The organism is Variovorax sp. AC103 (assembly GCF_979254005.1).
On sequence record NZ_CEEDFC010000019.1, the window covers coordinates 75449 to 96315 of the forward strand.

The following is a 20867-nucleotide window of genomic DNA, read 5'->3' on the forward strand; positions in this document are numbered from 1 at the left end:
AGTTCGGAGGAGTAAGACAGAGCACATACGCCAGCGCAAACACATCATCGGTCGATGCGCCGGCACTTAGTCTTCAGCGACCAAGCCAAGTCATCGCGACCACAAAAATGTGGGCTCGCACTGCCACTAGCGTGCCCCTAAGAACTCCAAACTGTCTCATAGCAACACGCGATATGTGATCTGGCTGTGTCAGCCGTATCCCGTTTCACAGCGACGGCTGCCATTCTCACGGTCTTCCGCAATGTCTGCTGTTAAACGATTCTGGTGAAAAACTCGGTCGCAGCGTTCACCGCTGTCCCGCGGCGAAAATCGACCTCTAAGATCGATCCAGGATCGACGATCGCGACCCGAGGAATGGTTTGACCACCCCCCGCAAATGTGCCCAAGAGGGCACCACTCGAGTTTTCTGAACAGAACCAAACCAATGCGCTCTCGCCAAGCGCGAGCTCGGTGTGGATCGCGATAATCAGCGTCACAGCTGCGCGTGTCGTCCAACCTCCTCGAATCCGGCAGGCCGCTACCGCTGAAAGTCCGGTACACGGCTTGTTCTTTAGAATATGGATCGCACAAGGATGTTGCCTTATGACGCTCTCCCTAGGCCAGATAGACGAAGGCATGGAAGCCCTCGGCGCAAATGCGGCTGAGCTCATCGCGGAGGCCAGAGTTCTCCACGAGCGGCAGTCGTACGCCAGAGCATTTGCTCTGGCCCACCTTGCCCGCGAAGAGCTTTCGAAGTCGGCCATGCTCTACGCTACCGGGATTCGCATCTTGGCCAAACGTGAGGTGAACTGGAAGCGCCTCATGCAGCGCCTACGAGATCACAAGGCCAAACTTCGCCTTGAAATCGTCGGCATGGCGATGCTGATGAAAGCGACGGGAAACGACGAGGCTGCCGCTGCGATATTGAACGGCGTCGGCGCTGCAATCGCCGAAGCTAGAAATGACGACAAAAATGCCGCGCTGTACGTAGGGCTCGTCGACGGTAGGTTTGTCAGGCCGCGCGACACCCGCACGGAACACCAATCTTGGCGAACGATCGAGCTCGCCGCGATGAAGTTGACCGAAACTGAGTTCATTCGGAAGAAGTCTGGTCCGTTCTCAGCCCGTACGATTGGCTCGTTCGAGATGCCAAACTACGACGACGCCAACATTGCTCAGGCGAACCTCGATGTGGTCGCCGCGCTGCACCTTCGGATTGCCGAAATGGCTCATGAGCCTGTCGAAAAAGCAGATCAGCAAGAACCGGATGACGATCCTCGCTGTGCCGCGACAGTTCCAACACGGCCAAGCGGCCCCTTTTAAATCTGCATCTGTCGCCTCTCGCTTCGGTACAGTTCCCGCTATGGACATCCGGAAAGACTTTGAAAGCGCAGCGCCGTTTCTCCATCGACTGTGGGGCATCGGCGAGCGTTTCCGCGAGCTTGAGCGTGAATGGGGTCGCCTGAAGCATGAGGAGGACTACACAAACGTCTACCGTTTGGAGCGACCTCGACGAACGCATCTTGAAAACTTGTATGCCACCGGGCGAGATGTTGCTCTTTACATGAGTGATCACCTGCGGAAATTCAACTCCATCGGTGACTATCCTTCCCTGACATCCTATTTAGATACGTTTCAAACCAATTGGTGTGCCCAAATGGAGGCGCACGAGGAGCGACTAACAGAAGTGGTGCAGCACCGCAACGAGGACAACACCCCTTGGGCGAGCGGACAGATGATGGGTATGTGGGAAGAACAGATCAGTCTGATGAAAGCGATAAATGCAACAGTCGAGATGCTGAAACAGACAGACATATATCAGATTGAAAACGGATCTATGAAAGTATCTGCTATGAACAAAGCATCCATCAACATCGGTGTCTTGGGTAACGTCGCAAATAGCCAAATCAACGTGGAATCGAACAACAACTCGAGCCATGTAAATATTACGACGCATACGGTGTTCGTCAGCATTAAAGAAGCGCTCGCAGGGTCCGATCTTCCCTCCAGTTCAAAGGACAACCTCGCGCAATATGTGGATGCGATGGAGGCAGAGGTCGGCAAACCTGCGTTCAAGGACCGCTACGTAGCATTCATGGCAGCCGGCGCCAACCATATGACCTTGCTAGCGCCGTTCTTGCCTGCATTGGCTCAACTGCTCGGTGTAAGTTAGATGCCTGTTATTGCGACTCGACACAAAAGGCCGATCGGTGGGTTTGGTCGACGACTACCTTCAGCGCGATCACCACTGCGTCGGCTGCTCTTTGTACGGCAGAGCCGACATGTGTTATTCGGCAGAGTGGAGCAAAAGCGGCCGTTCGGTGAATCAATGTGAAGATGGAAAACAGTCTGGAGCGGGTATATCTGAAGGGCGCCTACGCAACGGTTGCAGTCGGTGGATCGGAGAGGTCGAACTCACTCAGACTGGCAATGAGCGGTCGCTCAGATTAGCGACAGCGATCGGCGTGACGGTCCGTTTACCAGGAGCAGCGCTCCAAAGCCGCCGGTCGCCGCTAGCGACGTTTGACCGGTAGTCCGATCTTCATCTAGCTTGATGATGTGGGTGCCGCGATACCGCGGTGTGTCCGACCGCAGGCAGGCCACACAGATGACACAAACTCTCGACTAGCCCATGTCATCTGCAAAGGCCCGCTTTCAACAGGTATGACCGGCTGCGTGTTCCGGCGTCGAGATCGGGAATTGGACGAACGCTAGCCGTGAAGCGTCAGTCACATGTCCACGTCGTCGAATATGCTTCGATTGCCTTGCAGCTGATTAGTGGACGCGGCAGCGCCTAGAGTGCGAGTTGCCATGCTGGGGATTTCATGGTCGTTCTCACCCGCCCAAGCCTTTGCTTCGCTGATCTGCTCCTCGATCAAGCTGACGGCTTCGACATCGTCGCTGAATGTCTTCTTGAGGATGTCGAAGCCCTCAATCAGATGTTCAATGTGGTCGTCTGCGGACCGGTCACGCGTGTAGTTTTCCTGCTCCCCCTCACGAACTCGGCGCAATCTTGGTAGGAGCTCTGCGCGGACTTTCTTGATCAGTGCTGCGTGCTCCGCGTTAGTAAACAAACTGCGGATGTCTTTGTCGCGAAGGGCCAGCATGTCATCGCCTTCCGCCGCATACTTGCTGACCGTGTCCACGAACATTCGGCGGTTCGCCTCGGGCAGCAATTCAAACTCGTGCAGTCTCACGGCAAGTTTGACCTCGGACATAGCGCTCAAGACGAGACCAGGCCGACTGACTTGATCGACCAGACCCGGATTGCCTCCTATATAAAGGGCCAGAAATTCCTTGGAACATCGCCGCGTCAGAAAGCCGTGCAGCGCCCACTTGGATTGCCAACTGGCCATGTACCTCGTCACATTACTTTCTCTCGCGGTGAACTCTGCCAGTCGAGCGAGCACCTGCTTAAACAATGCCTTTGGCACCTGGACGGCACCCTCCACAAGGACGTCGCCGCATACCACCTGCTGCATGAGGTTCTCAACGGATGTGCCTGCCAAGAAAATGCCCATAAGGTCTGGCTTCCTCGCAAGGGACGTCGCAAACGCATCTCCGATGGTGGGGTGCTTGAAGCGCCAGACCGATTCGCCGTCGACCTGCTGATGTACGACAAGGCTACCGTTCAGTGCTTCTAGCCCATCGATGCAGTCTCCGAGGCTACTGCCTAGGCGGCGGAGGGCTTCCTCTTCACCGGCCGTCAGCGAGATCGGGCTTTGGAGGTGGTCCTTTTTCATGTAGATCAGGGCAAGCGCCGCCAAGCTGTCCTTGTCCAACCCATCCAGGACCTCCTGCAGCAGCTGTTCGCGCTTCTCGACGAACTCGCGCAGGTGGTACTCGGACAGGTATAGATGCCTGGTGAAAGCCGGGTCGGAGAGCCGCCTAGCGATCTCGGGGATGAAGCGCGCATGCGATGACACGAATGGAAGATACGGCTTGATCTGAGCCTTGAACTTGGAAGGCTGTGCGCCAAGCTTCAAGTGGTTGTAAAGGATCTGTTCTCGCTCCCCTGCGGACAGGTCGTGAACGTCGATCACCACCTGACTCTCGTTGAAGAGAGGAAAGGCGCCGCGCTTCAAATCGTGGCGTGCACGAGCGTAGATGTAGTCGCGCGAGGTCATGACGATCTTGGCGCCGCGGCGCAGCATTGTCTTGACCTGAGGCAGGATCCGGTTCCAGGCGTAGGCCAGCGACGGTTCATATTGCATGATGCCGAAGGCGTCGTCGACCCAAAAGAACTGGGATTGCTCGTGGGGATTCCACCGCTCCTCGACCTTGCTGGGGTCGTTGAGCTTCAGCACCGACGAACCCCATTTGTCCGCCGCGGACATAGCGAGCATGGATGCGATGGTGGTCTTCCCTGCGGCAGGCTCGCCAATCAGCAACACGAACCCATGCGCGTTCAGTGCTTCGACGGCCTTGCCGTAGGAGCCGGTGATAACGACCTTGGCTAGGTCCTCGCGCATGGATTCCAGTACCGCGCGGGCTTGGTCATAGGCTCTGTCATCGAGGATCTGGCTGAGATCTCCGAGTCCGTACATCCGAGGCACGTGCATGCGCAGATTCTTGTTCTCCTGTATCTGCTGGTTGATCCAGGTCGAGCCGAGGATCAGCACCTGTTTCACGCCGGCGTTAATCAGCAGGGTCTCGATGCGGCTGGATTGGGCACCGGACAAGCCGGCGTTCGTCATGAGTACATAGACGTCGCACAGTCCTCGTGCGACGAGTTTCTCTACCTTCTGCAGTTCATCGGTGATCTCGGAGGGCTTCAGCCTGTGGTTTGAATTCGCTGTGTACTTGCACTGGATCACAAAACGGCCAGCGTAGGTCTCGCCAGGCATTGGAGACCACGTGCCGGCAAACGCGCCGTCGCGGCCTGCATCATTCGAATCCAGGAAAGCCTGGACCGTCTGGCCCAGCACCTCGCGACAAATGGTGTGGCAAAGTTGTTGAAAGCTGTTCCAACCCAGTCGGTGGAGTTCAAAAATACGCACGCCGCTGACCTCTAGGTGGCTTTCGAGCGAGGGTCCGTCCCCGCTGCTTGTGTATGTGGCTGCACGACACTTTGACATACTGACGTCCGACCGCATCGCTTTTTTCGAAGGGGTTCGACGATCGGCGCTCGGGAACGGCAGGCCCTAGCTCGGAAGTCTGCATTGCACTTAAACCAGTCCTATGTTGCCAAATGTCCCCGCAACCTTCCCATAGTAGGAGACTAGATAAGTATCCAAGCTTCTAGGACGAGATCTATGATTGGCTCACACAAGGGGGAGAGGCGATGCACAAGATCGGGTTCATCGATATCGTGGGCCTTAGAGCCTGTCATCATGTCGCCATGCCGTTGGAGTCCTTCACTCCACTTGTCGGGCAGAACAATGCGGGAAAGTCGACCATTATTTTTGCGCTCGCTTGGGTGTTGAAGCCAAGCGCATTGGCACCGTCGGACTTCTCGAAGGCCGGTGAGCCCATTGTCATTACTGCGCGAATCGATGGGATCAACGAGGAAATTCTGAAACTGATCCCGGAAGCGAAGCATCAAGCGGCTATCGCGCCGTTCTGTAACACCGGGTCCATGTGGATTCGCGTCGTCGGTACGGCGCCTGGTGCAAAAGGCTTCACCTGCGAGGTATTCGACGCCGACAAATATTCTGGCGAAGGCGTTCCGGAGGCTTGGCGGAACTACCCAACTGGCTTACCGCAGGCGGTGTCAGCGTTACTGCCAGAGGCGTTGCAGATCGATGCCATGGAGGACCTAGGAGAAGACTTGGGCAAGGCGAAGGCCGGCAGCACGCTGAAGTCGCTGCTCGACTTGATCATGGGTCCGATTGTCGAAGCGCATGCCGAACTGGTCACTGCGATGCAGACCGTTCAGAACATCTTGGGCACTGAGGGCAAATCCCGGTCGGGGCATCTGAAATCGTTCGACGAGGGGGCGACGAAGGCCCTTGCCGACTTCTTCCCGGGGCTCGCGATCGAGTTAGGCCTGCAGACCGTCGAAGTAAAGGAGTTCTTCAAGGCAGGCAGTCTGAACGTCACGGACTTGGAAACTGGGGACTGCAGGACGTTCGACCAGCTGGGAACTGGCTCGCAGCGAGCCATCCAGATGGCGTTGATCCGGCACCTGGCTGACCTCAAGATCGGTTCGAAGCCCCTTGCTGCACGCCGCATGCTGCTCATCGACGAGCCCGAGCTGTATCTGCACCCACAGGGCATCAAACGCCTTCGCCAGGCGCTGGCATCTTTGTCGCAGATGGGCTTCCAGGTCGTCTATGCGACGCACTCTCCGCTCATGCTGAGCAGGGAGAACGCCGCAGACGCCGTGATCATTCGAAAGGACAAGGCCCACGGGACGCTAGCGCGCCTACCTCTCAGGCATGCGGTTGCCGACGCACTTGATGAGGCCCAGGCGCAGTCACGCACCCTGTTCGAATTGGGCAACCTCGCCGAGATCTACTTCTGTGATCTTGTCGTGCTCTGTGAGGGGAAGACGGAAAAGCGCCTCCTCCCGCTGCTATACGAGCGTCTACGAGGACGCCACCCGGAGCTTGACCAGGTCGCCTTCGTCGCTGTGGGCGCGTGCTCCGACATCCCGAAAGCGCTCCCCGTGCTGGCCGCCATGGGCATCCAAGCGTGCGGGATCGCCGATCTTGACTTTGCGTTCACGGAAGCTCGCAAGGGGCGGCATCCGATGCTCCCGAAAGACGATGAGCCGCTGATGCGCAGCAAGGATGTCCTCAAGCGGCTACAGGCCCAACATGGGTACCCACTGGCCGACAACGGCCTTCCCACGAAGGACAAGAAGACTGGCTGGCAGGCTGCTGATACCTGGGCGGTGTTTGCACAAGATGCTGACGGAGCTCAAATCTCCGCTGGCTTGCACGCTGTTCTGCTCGAACAGCGAGTTTGGGTCTGGAAGGTGGGGTGTTTGGAAAACGTCACCGGCCATGAAGAGAAGGGCGAAGACGCGATCCTGACTCAGGAGCTTGCCATCAGCGCGATGGATGCAGCCGCGATCGAGAAGTCCATGCCGACGATCGTCGATTGCTTTGGATGGCTGGACTGGCTGCGAGCAAACGCAGCCTGAGGTGCCGTCAGTTCACGCTGCATTGCCGGTCCAAATTTTTCCCGGGTGAAGTTCCGTATTAGGTCGAGTCCTAGTGGCCATCTCTGGCAGAAGGAGTCGTTGGCGCACCACCATCCAGCCCTTTATGCCCGAGCGACCTTTTCTGGGTGCGCAGCGGTTATCCGCCCGCCGGATCCCTGAGTGACCGGTTTCACTTGCTGCCGTCGCTCAGCCATCGAATGTGAACGTCCGCAACCAGTGGCGGACATGCTGTTCGCCCCCTCAGCGGACCGCTTATGGCCAACAGCGTCATTCGAGCAAGTAGTCAAACGACCGCATTCATTCTGGAACATTCGTTTGCTGGGAGGCTCCGAGGAGCCGCTCGGCGGCGAAGCAGTCGAAGGCTCGCCCCGACTGACCGGCTCCAACGGGCTCGTCATCGCCGACACATGGTGCGCCACGTCACCCCCGGGGGAAAATCCGGCCGAGACCGAAGCGCATGCCAGGGCATGGGTCTGTGAGGCGATCGGTGCGCATCGGCGCCGAGGAGGACCGGATTGGTCGGATTCGACCAATCTGCGGATCAGTTCGTCTCCGACAACTGGTCGAGGATCGCCGGATTTTCCAGCAATGCCTCGGAAGCACCCGGACCGATGCGGAAGCAAGGGCAATGAAAAAATCCTTAAGTTGTTGATTTAATTAGGGTTTTTGGACTTGAGCGGACAACCGCGAAAGTAATGTTGGTGGCTCTTCACTGAACCGTGGCAGCCGGCTGGCGGCATCGCCGAGGGGCTCGTTGCCGCCGATGCAGATGTCCTCGACCTTGGGCGTCTCCACGTATTGCGTCCCCCGTCCGTATGGAAGAGGAGCCGGGCGGTGGCGCCGGGAACATTTTCGCCGTTGGCATCACGGTGCCGGGCGTGGACGGGCGGAGCTTGGGACGCCCGCCCGCGCTATTCAGGTCGCCGCTTTTTCGCAACAGCCGGGGACGCTTGGAATTTTGTCGGTACCTTTGTCGGTACTTATGCGGTTCAGCCTCCTGAAACTGAGAGTTCATAAGGTCAAAAGACTAGTTTGTGATTCCTGGCGGCACCACACACAAGACCGGAAGTTTCTCCAGAGACTTCCGGTTTTCTTGTTTCTGGGGCTGCTGGAGCGGCTTTTGAGCACACCCCCCTCGATATACACTGCGTCGTCACGTCCGAACAAGGCGTGATCGGGATTGGCGTCCCGAGTAACCCGCTGCGACGCAAGCCGCAGATTTCTCCGCAGAGACTCTGCGGCTTCGTTGTTCGTGCCTCCAGTTTTGGCGGCTCGGACAGGGAGCCGCGAGGCTCGCCGGTTCGCGCAAGCGGGTTCCCGGTACGCCAACCTGTTCGAGCTGCCGCCTCCAATTGGCGTTGGGTGCGGCGGTTGTTGCAAATCGAACCCTACGGAGGCCATTCATGGCGAATTCCACGCGCGCGCACGACCCGTCCCCTGAGTCTCCCGAAGCTGCCGGTGCCGCACACCACGCGGCGCCGAAGTCGGCTCCCTTACCGAACGACACCGAATCCCTCGTCCTGCAGGCAGACGACGACATCGAGAACATCCGCCACGTGCACTGCGCCAGCGCGTGCCTCGAAAAGCTCATCCTTCCGCAGCGCGTGAACGACACCGAGGAGATGCATCCCACCCGCTCCGAACTCGGTGCGCTGATGCGCCTCGTCAACGAAGAGCTGCACCGCCGCATCGATGCAGCCGACGCGACGATCAAGTCGCTGCGCAGCGCCATGCTGGGTGCCTCCCCGCAGGCCCTCGTCGACGGAGGTCCGGACCAGGCCGTCGGCTGCGGCTGGACGGCGAACGGACCCGTGCGCGTCGCACGCGGCTGACCGAAAGAAGAAGGGCGCCGCCGCCAGCGCCTACGCCATCGAGAAATGCGACGGCGGCCGCCCCAGCGTCCTGCGGAACATCGTCGAGAACGCCCCCGGGCTGTCGTAGCCCATGTCCAGCGCCACCGCCGTCACCGGCTCGCCGGCGGCCAGCCTCGACAGCGCCACCAGCACGCAGGCCCGCTGTCGCCATTTGCCGAACGGCATGCCGGTTTCCAGGCTGAAGCGCCGGTTGAAGGTGCGCTCGCTCACGTTCAGCCGCGCGGCCCACGCCGCAGGCGCCACATGCACGTCGGGCTGGCGAAGAAATTCCACGCAGAGCCCGGCCAGCGCCGCATCGCGCGGCAGCGGCACGTGCAGCGGCAGCGCTTCGGCGCGCGCCAGTTCGTGCAGCATGAGGCGCATCAGCACGCCGTCGCGCCCCTGCCGGTCGTAGGCGGGCGGCAGCTCGACCGCTTCCATCAGCAGCTGGCGCAGCAGCGGCGACACGCTCAGTACCTCGCATTGGCCGCCCCGGCGCGGCACGGCGCGCGGCTCGATGTAGAGGCTGCGCGTGCTCACGCCCAGCATGCGCACCCGGTGCGGCTTGCCGGCCGGAATCCACACACCGCGCTGCGGAGGCACGACCCAGGCGCCGTCGTCGCAGCCCACCTCCATCACGCCCGTGGCGCCATACAGGAATTGCGCGCGACGGTGGCTGTGCGTGGGCAGCAGGTGGCCCGGCGGGTAATCGGTGCCGATGGCCAGCACCGGGCGGTCGGTGGCGTCGACGGAATCGATGGCGACGTTGCGCATGGCCGTGAAGCGACCCTTGAAGTTGGTTGGCTGAAACGAGAACATCATTGTCGAACATGCGCAAGCGCGCCAGGCGGTGCCGTCCTATTTTCAAGGGCTTGTTCCCTCACTTGCCTGGAGTTTTGTCGTGTCGATCTATCTCGTGCTCGCAGCCTTCGGTGGCCTGGCGGGCGTCACCACCGTGCTCTTCGGTTTCGGCGGCGGCTTCGTCGTGGTGCCCTTGCTCTACCGTGCGTTGATGCTGACGCACGGCGCCGACAGCGCCGTCGGCCGCTCCGCCATGCACATCGCCGTGGCCACCTCGACCTGCGTGATGATCGTCAGCGCGTGGCTGGCCACGCGCCGCCACCAGCGCGCCGGCACGCTCGACTGGGCGTTGATCCGGCCGTTGCTCGGCTTCATCGGCATCGGCGCCGTGGTGGGCGCTGCGATGGCGGTGGCCGCCAACGGCGAATTCGTGCGCTGGGCCTTCATTGCCTACCTGACCGCGACCCTCCTCGACTGCCTGTTGCGTCCCGGCTTCATGACGCACGACGCGTCGGCCGTGGTTCGCCCGCTGTCGCGCGCCGTCGCCACGGCCGGCAGCTTCGTCATCGGCCTGGTCGCCGCCTTTCTCGGCGTGGGCGGCAGCGTGATGACCGTGCCGCTGATGCGCCGACGCGGCATCGGCATGACGCGCTCCACCGCCATGGCCAACCCGCTGTCGCTGCCCATCGCGCTGGCGGGCACGGCCACCTACATGGCGATGGCGTGGCGCTCGGGCTCGGCGCTGGAGGGCTGGCACATCGGCTACGTCGACGTGCCGGCGTTCGCCGCGCTGGTGGCGGGTTCGCTGGTGGGCGTGCGCGCCGCCGCGCCGCTGATCGGGCGCATGCCCGACCGCGTGCACACCTGGGGCTACATCGCGTTGCTCGTGCTGGTGCTGGCGGGCATGGCGCTGCGCTGAGCGTACATGCCGGCGTAGGCCGACTTCGACACCTGCGCGCCCAAGGTTGCAGCGCCTTGCCGACCCTGCCACCATGACCGCATGCCTTACCAACTCCACTACTGGCCCACCATCCAGGGCCGCGGCGAATTCGTGCGGCTCGCACTCGAAGCGGCCGGCGCCGACTATGTCGACGTGGCCCGCCTGCCCGAATCGAAGGGCGGCGGCGAGTCCGCGCTGGGCGAGCGGCTGGGCGACCCCGACAACGCCCGTCCCGCGTTCGCGCCGCCCTTCCTGGTCGACGGCGACGTCGTGGTGGGGCAGACCGCCGCGATCCTGCTGTACCTCGGTCCACGGCTGGGCCTGGCGGGCGTGGGCGAGTCCGACGGGCTGTGGACGCACCAGCTGCAGCTCACCATCGCCGATGCGGTGGCCGAGGCGCACGAAACGCACCACCCCATCTCCAGCGGCGCCTATTACGAAGACCAGCGCGACGCGGCCGTGCAGCGCGCCAAGGCCTTTCGCGACGAGCGCATTCCCAAGTTCCTGGGCTGGTTCGAGCGGGTGCTGCAGCGCAACCCTGCCGGCAGCCTGCACCTGGTGGGCGATGTGCTGACCTACGCCGACCTGTCGCTGTTCCAGCTGGTGGACGGGCTGCACTACGCCTTCCCCAAAGCCACCGCGCGGGCACTGGCGAAGACGCCCGCGGTAGAGAAGCTGCACAGCAACATCAAGCGCCGCCAGCGCGTGCACGACTACCTGCAGAGCCCGCGCCGCATCGCGTTCAACGAAGACGGCATCTTCAGGCGCTACGCCGAGCTGGACGGTTAGCCCCGGCGGCCGGTCAGCCGACCAGTGCGGCCGCGTCCTTCCAGGCCGGCAGCAGCACCAGCCCCTCGACCGTCACCGGCTTGCGCTGCGGGCCGAACAGGTAGCGGTTCGGCACGACGCCTTCCAAGTAATGCAGCACGTCGGTGCGGTCGTCGATGAAGTGGGTGATGCGCAGTTGGCGGCAGTGGTCGGCCTTCTGCGGACGCTGCAGGCAGAAGCGCAGGTTCTCGGGTGCGATGCCGGTGCGCTCGAAGAAGCGGTGGTGACGCAGCCATGCGCGGCTCTTGGCCTGCACGCTGGGCCCGCACTTCGACACGAGCCAGACACGGCCTTCGAACTTGTCGACGAGCGGCGCGACGGCCTCGAACATGCCTTCGTAGGGCGGCGTGTCCAGGGCGTCCTGCAGCGAGCCGCCGATGAACGCGGTGTCCTCGCCGTGCGGGCCTTCGGCCGCGATCAGCACGCGGCCGATGTCGATGCCCAGGCGGGTAGGGGTGTGCTTGCTCTTCATTTGCTGCTCCTTGTGTGTGTATGTATGCAGCCGGATCGTAGAAACGAAGCCCATCACCAGGAACTACCGATATTGGAAGTGCTATCCATAAAATGGATAGATGGACATTCCCCGCACCAACCTCGACGCACTGCAGTCGTTTGCCGTGTTCGCCGACACGCTGAACTTCAGCGAGTCGGCGCGCCTGCTGCACATCAGCCAGCCGGCGTTGCACGCCAAGGTGCGCAAGCTGTCGGAGCAGCTCGACGCCAGGCTCTACATACGGGTGGGCAGCGCGCTGGAGCTCACGAGCGCGGGCGAGCAGGTCGCTCGGCATGCGCGCGAGCTGCTCATGCTCAACCAGCGCTTCGCGAAGGGGCTCGCCGCGGGGCAGGACAGGCCCGTCGTCACGCTGGCGGCCGGGGAGGGCGCCTACCTCTACCTGCTGGGCAAGGCGCTGTCGCAGTTCTCGGGGCCGGACGCGTCGCCGCACCTGCAGCTGCTCACGCGCAACCGCGACGCGGCCATCCAGGCGGTGCGGGCGGGCCAGGCGCAGCTGGGCATTGCCCCACTCGGCACGGCGCCGGCCGACCTGCATGCGGTGCGCCTGACGGTGGTCGGGCAGGTGCTGGTGGTGCCGCGCGCACATGCACTGGCCGCCCGCAAGTCGGTGCGCCTGCGAGACCTGAAGGGCGCGCAGCTCATCGTGCCGCCGGCCGGGCGACCGCACCGTGAACTGCTCGGCCGCTTGCTGCAGGCGGAATCGGTGGCCTGGCACCCGGCGCTCGAAGCCGACGGCTGGGAGCTGATGCTGCGTTTCGCGCAGCTGGGCTTCGGCCTCGCGGTGGTCAACGCCTGCTGCCGCATTCCCAAGGGGCTGGTGGCGGTGCCGCTGCAGGGGTATCCGCCGCTCGAGTACCACGTGTTCCATGCGGCGGACCGGCCACCAGCCGCGCATGTTCAACGGCTGTGGAGCGCGCTGCTGGCGCACGGCGATCACTGGAAGACGGCATGACCCCCGAAGACGTGAGCAAGTTCATGGCCTATGTGCTGCGGCACGCGCCGGAATCCGTCGGCCTGCGGCTCGACCTGCAGGGCTGGGCCGACATCGACGCGCTGGTTGCGGGCGCGGTGGCCGAAGGCCGCGACCTGGCCCGCTCGGACGTGGTGCGCGCGGTCGATGCGGGCACCAAGAGGCGCTACGAGCTGTCGGCCGACGGGCTGCGCATTCGCGCCCTGCAAGGTCATTCGACGCCGCAGGTCAGCCGAAGCTTCGAGGCGGTGACGCCGCCCGCGGTGCTGTTCCATGGCACGGCGACGCGCTTTCTGGATGCGATCCGCGCGAAGGGCCTGCGGCCGGGCGCGCGGCAGCACGTGCACCTGTCGGCCGACGAGGCGACGGCGGTGCAGGTGGGCCAGCGCCACGGCAAGGCGCATGTGCTGCGCGTCGACGCGGGCCGCATGCATGCGCGGGGCCATGCCTTTCATCGTGCGGAAAACGGCGTCTGGCTGACCGCTGCCGTGCCGCCCGAATTTCTCGAAGGCTAGTTTTCTTCCGCGTCCTTGCGGATGCGCAGCGCCGTGTCGTACAGCGTGTTGCGCGGCGCGCCGCTGATCTCTGCGGCCAGCTTCACGGCCGTCTTCACGGGCAGCTCGGCCAGCAGCAGGCGCAGCACGCGCTCGCCTTCGGCGCCGCCGTCGCCGCTCACCGCCACCGGGTGCAGCACCAGCGCGAACTCGCCGCGCGTGCGGTCGCGGTCGGCGCCGAACCAGTCGGGCAGGGCACTGGCGGCCACGGTCGCGATTTCCTCGAACTGCTTGGTGAGCTCGCGGCCCACGGTGATGCGGCGTTCGCCCAGCGTGGCGAGCGCACGCGCCAGGCTTTCGATGCGGTGCGGTGCCTCCAGCAGCACCACGGCGCGCGGCTCCTGCGAGAGCGCCTGCACGGCGGTGTCGCGTTCGCCGGCCTTGCTTGGCAGGAAGCCCGCGAACACGAAGGCGCTGCTGGCGTTGCCGTCGCCGCCGTCGGCCACCAGGCCGGCCGCGCCGACCAGCGTGGTCACGGCGCTGGCGCCCGGCAGCGGCAGCACGCGGTGGCCGGCCGCGCGCACCGCGGCGGCCAGCCGCGCGCCGGGGTCGCTCACGCCGGGCGTGCCGGCGTCGCTGACGTAGGCGATGCGCTCGCCCTGCGCGAGCCGCGCGACCACGGCCTGTGCGGCCTCGGCCTCGTTGTGCTGGTGCACCGCCAGCAGCCGCGAGCCGTGCCGGTCGATGCCGTAGGCGCGCAGCAGGGTCTGGGTGTGGCGCGTGTCCTCGCAGGCGATGGCGTCAACCAGCTGCAGCACGTGCAGCGCGCGCAGCGTGATGTCGGCCAGGTTGCCGATGGGCGTGGCGACCACGTAGAGCGTGGCCTGCGGATAATGCTGCGCACCCGCGGCGTCGTGCGCGGCCGCGAGGGCGGCGCCGAAAGAAGCAGGGGCGAGTGAAGCCAAGAAGTTTCTCCGTCAGAACGAACAAGAAGATTGCGGCAGGGAGCCATGAAGACCACCACCACGAAGACCACGAAGCATCGCGGCGATGCGGCGGAAGACGCCGCGCTCGACCACCTGCAGGACGCCGGCCTGACGCTGGTCGCGCGCAATTATCGGACGCCCGGGCGCGGCGGCGGCGAGATCGACCTGATCATGCGCGACGCGCGCCGTCCGCCCGAGGCCACGCTGGTGTTCGTCGAAGTGCGCCAGCGCAGCACCGGCACGCACGGCGGCGCGGGCGGCAGCATCACGGGTGTGAAGCAGCGGCGCATCGTGTTCGCCGCGCAGCATTTCCTGAACGGCCTGCGCACGGTGCCGCCCTGCCGGTTCGACGTGGTTCTGGTGGAGGAGAAAATCACCTGGCTCCAGGGCGCCTTCGACGCCGGCTGAAGTGCCCCGTGCGGGAACCGAAGCCTTGGCTTGCGGCTCCACCACTCACACCTTTTGTTTCACAACCCCCAGTTATCATCCCGCCTCATGCTCGAGCAACGGATTCAGCAGCACTTCATTGACAGTGCCGACCTCAAATACCAGACCGGACCGGTCCTCAGCAAACCCATCTCTCAAGCGATGCAGGCCATCCTGGCGTGCGTGACCAGCGGCGGCAAGGTGCTGGCCTGCGGTTCGGGCGTGTCCGGCCTGCTGGCGGCGCAGTTCGCCGCGCAGTTCGTGGGCCGCTTCGAACGCGAACGGCCCGAGCTGGGCGCCATTGCGTTGCCCGGCGACACCACCGACCCCGACGCCGACAGCGCCACCGCGATGGACGCCGACCGCTTCGCCCGCCAGGTGCGCGCGCTCGGCCAGGCCGGCGACGTGCTGCTGGCGCTCAGCGCCAGCGGGCAGTCGGCGGCGGTGCTGGCCGCGGTGACGGCCGCGCACGAGCGCGACATGACCGTGGTGGCGCTGCTCGGCAATGCCGTCTCGGGGCCGCCTTCGGCGCCGGGCGCGGGCAGCAGCGGCTCGGGCGGCGCCATCGGCCGCGCGCTGCGCGAAACCGACGTCCAGATCAGCGTGCCGCACGAGCGTGCGGCGCGCATTCACGAAATCCACCAGCTCGCGCTGCACTGCCTGTGCGACGGCGTGGATGCCCAGTTACTCGGAGAACAGGAAGTTTCCTCATGACCTTCACGACCATGACGACGACGTCGACCCAACGCCTTGCCCTTGCCCTCACGTTGGGCGCCGCATTGGTGGGCGGCCTTTCCGCCTGCGTTCCGCTCGTCGTGGGCGGCGCCGCGGTGATGGGCGTGGGCATGGTGGCGACCGACCGCCGCAGCTCGGGCGCGCAGCTCGACGACCAGGGCATCGAGCTGCGGGCCGCGGCCCGCGTGCGCGACATCGCCAACGACAACATGTACGTGAGCGTCACCAGCTACAACCGCCAGGTGCTGCTGACCGGCGCCGTGGGCAGCGACGCCGACCGCCGCCGTGTCGAAGAGGAAGTGGGCCGCGTCGTGAACGTGCGCTCCGTGGTCAACGAACTGACCGTGGGCGCGTCCAGCACCTTCCAGGACCGCTCGAACGACCTCTACATCACCGGCAAGGTGAAGGCCTCGCTGCTCGACGCCAAGGACATCTTCGCCAACTCCTTCAAGGTGGTGACCGAGCGCGGCACGGTCTACCTGATGGGCATCGCCACGCGGCGCGAGACCGACCGCGCCACCGAGATCACGCGCGGCGTGAGCGGCGTGGCGAAGGTGGTGCGCGTGGTCGAGATCGTGTCCGAGGCCGACCTGGCAGCCTCCCAGGCCGCCAACCAGAGCGCGGCCCAGCGCGGCGGGCAGGGCCCGGCGCCGGTGACGTCGGCCTCGCCGTCGGCACCGCCCGCGCCTTCGTCGTCGTCGCGCGTGCCGCTGCCGCCGATGGAGCCGCTGCCCGCGAGCGGCGCGACGACCTCGCCGATCCGCTGAGCAGGAAGCGCTGAATCAACAAAGCCCGCTGTTGCGGGCTTTTTTCGTGGAACACCGCGAAACCGGCTTTGCCGGGCCGCAGGTGTAGCCCCCGGCAGGGGGAAGGAGAAGCGACACGAAGTGCGCGAAGCCTGGGGGCGAGCCTATTTGAGGCGGGTGATGAGGCTTGACGTGTCCCAGCGTTTGCCGCCGGCCTGCTGCACGTCGGCATAGAACTGGTCGACCAGCGCCGTCACCGGCACGCGCGCGCCGTTGCGCTTGGCCTCGTCGAGCACCAGGCCCAGGTCCTTGCGCATCCAGTCGACCGCGAAGCCGTAGTCGAACTTGCCGGCGATCATGGTCTTGCCGCGGTTTTCCATCTGCCAGCTCTGGGCCGCGCCCTTGCTGATGACGCCCAGCACGGCTTCCATGTCGAGCCCGGCGCGCTGGCCGAAGGCGATGGCTTCCGACAGGCCCTGCACCAGGCCGGCAATGGCGATCTGATTGACCATTTTTGCGAGCTGGCCGGCACCGCTCTCGCCCAGCAGCGTGACCGCGCGCGCGAACGCCATGGCCACCGGCTTGATGCGCTCGAACACGGCCGCGTCGCCGCCGCACATGACGGTGAGCGCGCCGTTCTGCGCGCCGGCCTGGCCGCCCGAGACGGGCGCGTCGATGAAGTGCAGGCCCAGTGCCTGCGCTGCCTTCGCCAGTTCGCGGGCCACGTCGGCCGAGGCGGTGGTGTGGTCGACGAAGGTGGCGCCCTTCTTCATGCCGGCAAAGGCGCCGTCGTCGCCCAGCACCACGGAGCGCAGGTCGTCGTCGTTGCCGACGCAGCAGAACACGATGTCCGCGCCGGCGGCGGCTTCGCGCGGGGTCGGGGCGTGGCGCCCGGGTGCGCCGAATTCGGCCGCCCAGGCCTGCGACTTGGCAGGTGTGCGGTTGTAGACCGTGACGCTGTGGCCGGCCTTGGCCAGGTGGCCGGCCATGGGGCCGCCCATGACGCCGAGGCCGAGAAAGGCCACGGTTTGCGCGGGGACGGATTCGTAGGTGCGGGTGTTGATGCTGCTCATGGGGCGACAGCTTAAAGCCATTCCGCCGCCGACGTGATGACCCCCAACCTGTACGTGAACGTACAGGTTGGCGCAGAATTGCGTCACCATGACCGACGCATCTGCCGCCACACCTGCCGCCACATCGCCCGCCAGCGCCCTCACCGTGCGCGATGCCGCAGCCCGGCTCGGTGTCACCCCGCGCACGCTCAAGTACTACGAAGAACTCGGCGTCGTGGTGCCGGCGCGCAGCGAAGGCGGCTACCGCCTGTACGAGCTGGCCGACCTCGACAAGCTGGCGCGCGTGCTGCGCATGCGCTCGCTGGGCTTCTCGCTGCCGGTCATCACCGCCATGCTCCAGCAGCCCATGGACGCGCCGGCCGAAGGAGGCCGCCCGCGGCTGTCGAATGCCTCGCTGAAAACCCTGCGCGAGACGCTCACCGAGCAGTTGGAAACGCTCGATGCGCGCGTCGCCCAGGTCCGCCGCGAGCTCAAGGAGGCCGCGTCGTTGCAGGCACAGCTGCGGCGCGACCTCGGCTACGTCGAGCGCCGCCTGGCCGGCGAGCCGGTGGAAGAGGCACTGGCGCAGCGCCGCAAGGAGCGGCCCGCGCCATGACCTCTTCGGCCCTGGCATGGCCTTCGCGCGGCAACGCCGCGGTGGCGCTGCTGCCCTGGGCCATCGGCCTCGTCACGGCCATCGACTATTTCGACAACGCACTCTTCGCGTTCTTCGCGAGCTACATCGCCGGCGGCGTCAACGCCTCGCCCGACGAGCTGGTGTGGGCCTCCAGCGCCTATGCGCTGGGCGCGGTGCTCGGCATCCTGCACCAGCATGCGTGGATCGAGCGGCTGGGCTACCGGCGCTACCTGGCCGTCTGCATGTTCGCCTTCGCCGCCGGCGGCGTGGGCGCGGCGCTGTGCGACAGCGCGATGCAGCTGACCGCCGCGCGCGCCGTGCAGGGCTACTTCGTCGGCCCGATGCTGGGCGCCTGCCGCATCCTGATCCAGATCGGCATTCCGCCCGCGCGCCGCGCCAAGGCGCTGAAGGCGTTCATGGTGCTGATCGTCTTCGGCGGCGCGCTGGCGCCCATTGCGGGCGCCTTCCTCGTCACCCACCTCGACTGGCGCTGGCTGTTCGCCAGCACCGCGCCCGTGGCCGCGCTGATCGGGCTGCTGGTGCTGTGGACGCTGCCCGACATCGGCGACGTGCCGGTGCACGAGCGCACCGAGCCGCACTACGTCGCCTACCTGGTGTTCGCGCTCGCGCAGGCCGCGCTGCAGGTGGTGCTGACGCGCTCGCACTTCGAGCTGTTCACCGGCTCGCCCGCGCTCATCGGCCTGACGATCGCCGGCGTGGCGGGGTTGGCCTGGTTCGGCTGGCAGCAGTGGCGGCACCCCGCGCCGCTGGTGCGGCTGCAGGCGTTTCGCCATGCGTCGTTCCGCGTGGGGCTGGCGCTGTACGTCGTCTACTACTACCTCTCCACGGGGTTCAGCTACCTGCTGCCGCGGCTGATGGAGGGCGGGCTCGGCTTCACCGTGGGCAACACCGGCTACTTCACCGGCGTGGTGTCGCTCGCGACCGGGCTGCTGGTGTTCGTCTACCTGCGCTACTCGGCGCGGCTGGCGCGCAAGAAGTGGCTCATCGTCACGGGTTTCGGCGTTGCGGCGCTGGCGGCGTGGTGGCTGTCGCAGATGACGCCGCAGGCGGGGCGCGAGGCCTTGCTGCCGGCGCTGCTGCTGCGCGGGCTGCTGATGCTGTTCGTGGTGCTGCCCGTGGCCAACCTCACCTTCAGGCCCTTCGCGGCCGAGGAGTTCGCGCACGGCTACCGGCTGAAGAACCTGGTGCGCCAGCTCGCCATTTCCTTCGCGACCTCGTCGGTCATCGCGCTTCAGCAGCACAGGCTGGCGCTGCACGAGGTGCGCCTGAGCGAATCGGCGAACCCGGCCAATGCGAGCTTCATGCAGGCACTGGACTCGCTGACCCGTGGGTTCGTCGCGTCGGGCCATGCGGCGGGCGAGGCGCATGCCATGGCGCTGGGCACGCTGTACCGCACGCTCGAGCAGCAGGCCACGTTCATGGCCTCGCTGGACGGGTTCACCGCGATGGCGGTGATTGCGCTGGTGGCGGGGGTGTTCGCTGCGTGGCAGCGAACGATCGACTGACGGCGCCCGGGGCGCTCAGACGATCGCGAATATCGAATACGCGCTCAGACGATCGCGAAGTGCTCGGTGCCCGCCGCCAGGTCGCTGCTGCGCGCGCGCTGGCTGTTGAGCTTGATCTGCAGCCGCAGGTCGTTGGCCGAATCGGCGTTGCGGATGGCGTCCTCGAAGCTGATCGAGTGGCTTTCGAACAAATCGAAGAGCGCCTGGTCGAAGGTCTGCATGCCCAGGTTGCGGCTCTTCTTCATGATCTCCTTGATCTCGCCCACCTCGCCCTTGAAGATCAGGTCGGAGATCAGCGGCGTGTTCAGCAACACTTCCACCGCGGCCACGCGGCCCTGGCCGTCCTCGGTGGGCACCAGCCGCTGCGACACCAGCGAACGCAGGTTCAGCGACAGGTCCATCAGCAGCTGGGCGCGGCGCTCTTCGGGGAAGAAGTTGATGATCCGGTCCAGCGCCTGGTTGGCGCTGTTGGCGTGCAGCGTGGCCATGCACAGGTGACCGGTCTCGGCGAAGGCCACGGCGTGCTCCATGGTCTCGCGGTCGCGGATTTCGCCCATCAGGATCACGTCGGGTGCCTGGCGCAGCGTATTCTTCAGCGCGGCTTCCCAGCTGTCGGTGTCGATGCCCACTTCGCGCTGCGTGATCACGCAGTTCTTGTGCGGGTGCACGAACTCGACCGGGTCTTCCACCGTCACGATGTGGCCGAAGGAGTTCTCGTTGCGCCAGTCGATCATGGCGGCCAGCGTGGTCGACTTGCCCGAGCCCGTGGCGCCCACCATGATGGTGAGGCCGCGCTTGGTCATGGCCACGTCCTTCAGCACCTGCGGCATGCCCAGGCCGTCGATGGTCGGCAGCTTGGCGGGAATGGTCCGCAGCACCATGCCGACCTTGCCCTGCTGCACGAAGGCGTTCACCCGGAAGCGGCCGATGCCGGTCGGCGAGATCGCGAAGTTGCACTCCTTGGTGCGCTCGAACTCGGCCGTCTGCCGGTCGTTCATGACCGAGCGCGTGAGCGCCAGCGTGTGCTGCGCGCCCAGCGCCTGCTGCGACACCTTGGTGACCTTGCCGTCGACCTTGATGGCCGGCGGAAAGTCGGCCGTGATGAACAGGTCGCTGCCGCTGCGGCTCACCATGAGCTTGAGCAGGTCGTTGATGAACTGGCTGGCTTGATCGCGTTCCATGAGAGCGCTCCTTGATCTGTTTAGATTGAACCCGCTGGCGGCCGACCGCCGGGCCGCCCCAAGGCGGCCGCGCCTCCCCCCCGGGGGG

General features: G+C 65.0%; 19 protein-coding genes. 13 read left to right on the top strand and 6 right to left on the bottom strand.

The genetic code is table 11. The annotated features are described in order from the left end of the window. Positions 1-582 precede the first annotated feature (582 nt). The gene (locus AC0IYU_RS24700) at positions 583-1302 is read left to right on the top strand and encodes an AbiV family abortive infection protein (RefSeq protein WP_472122194.1); all 720 of its coding nucleotides are present in this window, start codon (positions 583-585) and stop codon (positions 1300-1302) included. Further along, positions 1211-2152, top strand: coding sequence for a hypothetical protein (locus AC0IYU_RS24705; RefSeq protein WP_472122198.1), 942 nt, complete (start codon positions 1211-1213; stop codon positions 2150-2152). The genes AC0IYU_RS24700 and AC0IYU_RS24705 overlap by 92 nt, the downstream gene beginning before the upstream one ends. A 556-nt stretch (positions 2153-2708) precedes the next feature. On the opposite strand, the gene AC0IYU_RS24710 is transcribed toward AC0IYU_RS24705, so the two are convergent. Continuing rightward, positions 2709-4979: an nSTAND3 domain-containing NTPase gene (locus AC0IYU_RS24710; RefSeq protein WP_472122201.1), complete on the bottom strand. Its 2271-nt coding sequence runs from the start codon at positions 4977-4979 to the stop codon at positions 2709-2711. A gap of 284 nt (positions 4980-5263) precedes the next feature. Between AC0IYU_RS24710 and AC0IYU_RS24715 the strand changes: the two genes are divergently transcribed. After that, positions 5264-7069 carry an ATP-dependent nuclease gene (locus AC0IYU_RS24715; RefSeq protein WP_472122205.1) on the top strand — a complete coding sequence of 602 codons (1806 nt, stop codon included), beginning with the start codon at positions 5264-5266 and terminating at the stop codon, positions 7067-7069. 1424 nt (positions 7070-8493) lie between these two features. Beyond that, entirely contained in the window at positions 8494-8922 is a 429-nt protein-coding gene (locus AC0IYU_RS24720; protein WP_472122208.1) for a hypothetical protein, read from the top strand. Positions 8923-8952: 30 nt separating this feature from the next. Here AC0IYU_RS24720 and AC0IYU_RS24725 read toward each other — a convergent pair whose 3' ends face one another. Further along, the gene (locus AC0IYU_RS24725; RefSeq protein ID WP_472122210.1) at positions 8953-9717 is read right to left on the bottom strand and encodes an AraC family transcriptional regulator; all 765 of its coding nucleotides are present in this window, start codon (positions 9715-9717) and stop codon (positions 8953-8955) included. 127 nt (positions 9718-9844) lie between these two features. Between AC0IYU_RS24725 and AC0IYU_RS24730 the strand changes: the two genes are divergently transcribed. Together AC0IYU_RS24730 and AC0IYU_RS24735 are read left to right on the top strand one after the other, a co-directional pair. Beyond that, on the top strand, positions 9845-10663 hold the full coding sequence (locus AC0IYU_RS24730) for a sulfite exporter TauE/SafE family protein (protein ID WP_472122212.1): 819 nt from the start codon (positions 9845-9847) through the stop codon (positions 10661-10663). Positions 10664-10744: 81 nt separating this feature from the next. Then, entirely contained in the window at positions 10745-11473 is a 729-nt protein-coding gene (locus AC0IYU_RS24735; RefSeq protein ID WP_472122215.1) for a glutathione S-transferase, read from the top strand. A 13-nt stretch (positions 11474-11486) separates the two neighbouring features. On the opposite strand, the gene AC0IYU_RS24740 is transcribed toward AC0IYU_RS24735, so the two are convergent. After that, the gene (locus AC0IYU_RS24740; protein ID WP_472122217.1) at positions 11487-11984 is read right to left on the bottom strand and encodes a hypothetical protein; all 498 of its coding nucleotides are present in this window, start codon (positions 11982-11984) and stop codon (positions 11487-11489) included. A gap of 100 nt (positions 11985-12084) precedes the next feature. Between AC0IYU_RS24740 and AC0IYU_RS24745 the strand changes: the two genes are divergently transcribed. Next, positions 12085-12978, top strand: a complete 894-nt coding sequence (locus AC0IYU_RS24745) for a LysR family transcriptional regulator (RefSeq protein WP_472122220.1) — start codon at positions 12085-12087, stop codon at positions 12976-12978. Beyond that, positions 12975-13511 (top strand): RNA 2'-phosphotransferase, encoded by a 537-nt coding sequence (locus AC0IYU_RS24750; protein ID WP_472122223.1) that lies wholly within the window; start codon positions 12975-12977, stop codon positions 13509-13511. Before AC0IYU_RS24745 ends, AC0IYU_RS24750 begins: the two co-directional genes overlap by 4 nt. On the opposite strand, the gene rsmI is transcribed toward AC0IYU_RS24750, so the two are convergent. Next, entirely contained in the window at positions 13508-14455 is a 948-nt protein-coding gene (gene rsmI, locus AC0IYU_RS24755; RefSeq protein ID WP_472122226.1) for a 16S rRNA (cytidine(1402)-2'-O)-methyltransferase, read from the bottom strand. The genes AC0IYU_RS24750 and rsmI overlap by 4 nt on opposite strands. A gap of 45 nt (positions 14456-14500) precedes the next feature. On the opposite strand from rsmI, the gene AC0IYU_RS24760 reads away from it, so the two are divergent. The 3 genes from AC0IYU_RS24760 to AC0IYU_RS24770 all read left to right on the top strand — a co-directional run bounded on the left by AC0IYU_RS24760 (position 14501) and on the right by AC0IYU_RS24770 (position 16404). Beyond that, positions 14501-14884: a YraN family protein gene (locus AC0IYU_RS24760; RefSeq protein ID WP_435441089.1), complete on the top strand. Its 384-nt coding sequence runs from the start codon at positions 14501-14503 to the stop codon at positions 14882-14884. A gap of 87 nt (positions 14885-14971) precedes the next feature. Next, on the top strand, positions 14972-15616 hold the full coding sequence (locus tag AC0IYU_RS24765) for an SIS domain-containing protein (RefSeq protein ID WP_435441088.1): 645 nt from the start codon (positions 14972-14974) through the stop codon (positions 15614-15616). Continuing rightward, the gene (locus tag AC0IYU_RS24770; protein WP_472122229.1) at positions 15613-16404 is read left to right on the top strand and encodes a BON domain-containing protein; all 792 of its coding nucleotides are present in this window, start codon (positions 15613-15615) and stop codon (positions 16402-16404) included. Before AC0IYU_RS24765 ends, AC0IYU_RS24770 begins: the two co-directional genes overlap by 4 nt. A gap of 143 nt (positions 16405-16547) precedes the next feature. Here the strand turns inward: AC0IYU_RS24770 and AC0IYU_RS24775 are convergent, their stop codons facing one another. Next, on the bottom strand, positions 16548-17456 hold the full coding sequence (locus tag AC0IYU_RS24775; RefSeq protein WP_435496716.1) for an NAD(P)-dependent oxidoreductase: 909 nt from the start codon (positions 17454-17456) through the stop codon (positions 16548-16550). A gap of 88 nt (positions 17457-17544) precedes the next feature. On the opposite strand from AC0IYU_RS24775, the gene AC0IYU_RS24780 reads away from it, so the two are divergent. Together AC0IYU_RS24780 and AC0IYU_RS24785 are read left to right on the top strand one after the other, a co-directional pair. After that, complete coding sequence (locus AC0IYU_RS24780; protein ID WP_472122232.1) at positions 17545-18051, top strand: MerR family transcriptional regulator; 507 nt, start codon at positions 17545-17547, stop codon at positions 18049-18051. Next, complete coding sequence (locus AC0IYU_RS24785) at positions 18048-19598, top strand: MFS transporter (protein ID WP_472122235.1); 1551 nt, start codon at positions 18048-18050, stop codon at positions 19596-19598. Before AC0IYU_RS24780 ends, AC0IYU_RS24785 begins: the two co-directional genes overlap by 4 nt. Positions 19599-19642: 44 nt before the next feature. On the opposite strand, the gene AC0IYU_RS24790 is transcribed toward AC0IYU_RS24785, so the two are convergent. Continuing rightward, positions 19643-20779, bottom strand: a complete 1137-nt coding sequence (locus tag AC0IYU_RS24790) for a PilT/PilU family type 4a pilus ATPase (RefSeq protein ID WP_435441083.1) — start codon at positions 20777-20779, stop codon at positions 19643-19645. Positions 20780-20867: the final 88 nt, after the last annotated feature.

Excerpts from the sequence above, each read along its gene's own strand:
- AC0IYU_RS24700 (WP_472122194.1), top strand. The coding sequence starts at position 583 with ATGACGCTCTCCCTAGGCCAGATAGACGAAGGCATGGAAGCCCTCGGC.
- AC0IYU_RS24705 (WP_472122198.1), top strand. The coding sequence starts at position 1,211 with ATGAGCCTGTCGAAAAAGCAGATCAGCAAGAACCGGATGACGATCCTC.
- AC0IYU_RS24715 (WP_472122205.1), top strand. The coding sequence starts at position 5,264 with ATGCACAAGATCGGGTTCATCGATATCGTGGGCCTTAGAGCCTGTCAT.
- AC0IYU_RS24720 (WP_472122208.1), top strand. The coding sequence starts at position 8,494 with ATGGCGAATTCCACGCGCGCGCACGACCCGTCCCCTGAGTCTCCCGAA.
- AC0IYU_RS24725 (WP_472122210.1), bottom strand. The coding sequence starts at position 9,717 with ATGCGCAACGTCGCCATCGATTCCGTCGACGCCACCGACCGCCCGGTG.
- AC0IYU_RS24735 (WP_472122215.1), top strand. The coding sequence starts at position 10,745 with ATGCCTTACCAACTCCACTACTGGCCCACCATCCAGGGCCGCGGCGAA.
- AC0IYU_RS24740 (WP_472122217.1), bottom strand. The coding sequence starts at position 11,984 with ATGAAGAGCAAGCACACCCCTACCCGCCTGGGCATCGACATCGGCCGC.
- AC0IYU_RS24745 (WP_472122220.1), top strand. The coding sequence starts at position 12,085 with ATGGACATTCCCCGCACCAACCTCGACGCACTGCAGTCGTTTGCCGTG.
- AC0IYU_RS24750 (WP_472122223.1), top strand. The coding sequence starts at position 12,975 with ATGACCCCCGAAGACGTGAGCAAGTTCATGGCCTATGTGCTGCGGCAC.
- AC0IYU_RS24760 (WP_435441089.1), top strand. The coding sequence starts at position 14,501 with ATGAAGACCACCACCACGAAGACCACGAAGCATCGCGGCGATGCGGCG.
- AC0IYU_RS24765 (WP_435441088.1), top strand. The coding sequence starts at position 14,972 with ATGCTCGAGCAACGGATTCAGCAGCACTTCATTGACAGTGCCGACCTC.
- AC0IYU_RS24770 (WP_472122229.1), top strand. The coding sequence starts at position 15,613 with ATGACCTTCACGACCATGACGACGACGTCGACCCAACGCCTTGCCCTT.
- AC0IYU_RS24775 (WP_435496716.1), bottom strand. The coding sequence starts at position 17,456 with ATGAGCAGCATCAACACCCGCACCTACGAATCCGTCCCCGCGCAAACC.
- AC0IYU_RS24780 (WP_472122232.1), top strand. The coding sequence starts at position 17,545 with ATGACCGACGCATCTGCCGCCACACCTGCCGCCACATCGCCCGCCAGC.
- AC0IYU_RS24785 (WP_472122235.1), top strand. The coding sequence starts at position 18,048 with ATGACCTCTTCGGCCCTGGCATGGCCTTCGCGCGGCAACGCCGCGGTG.
- AC0IYU_RS24790 (WP_435441083.1), bottom strand. The coding sequence starts at position 20,779 with ATGGAACGCGATCAAGCCAGCCAGTTCATCAACGACCTGCTCAAGCTC.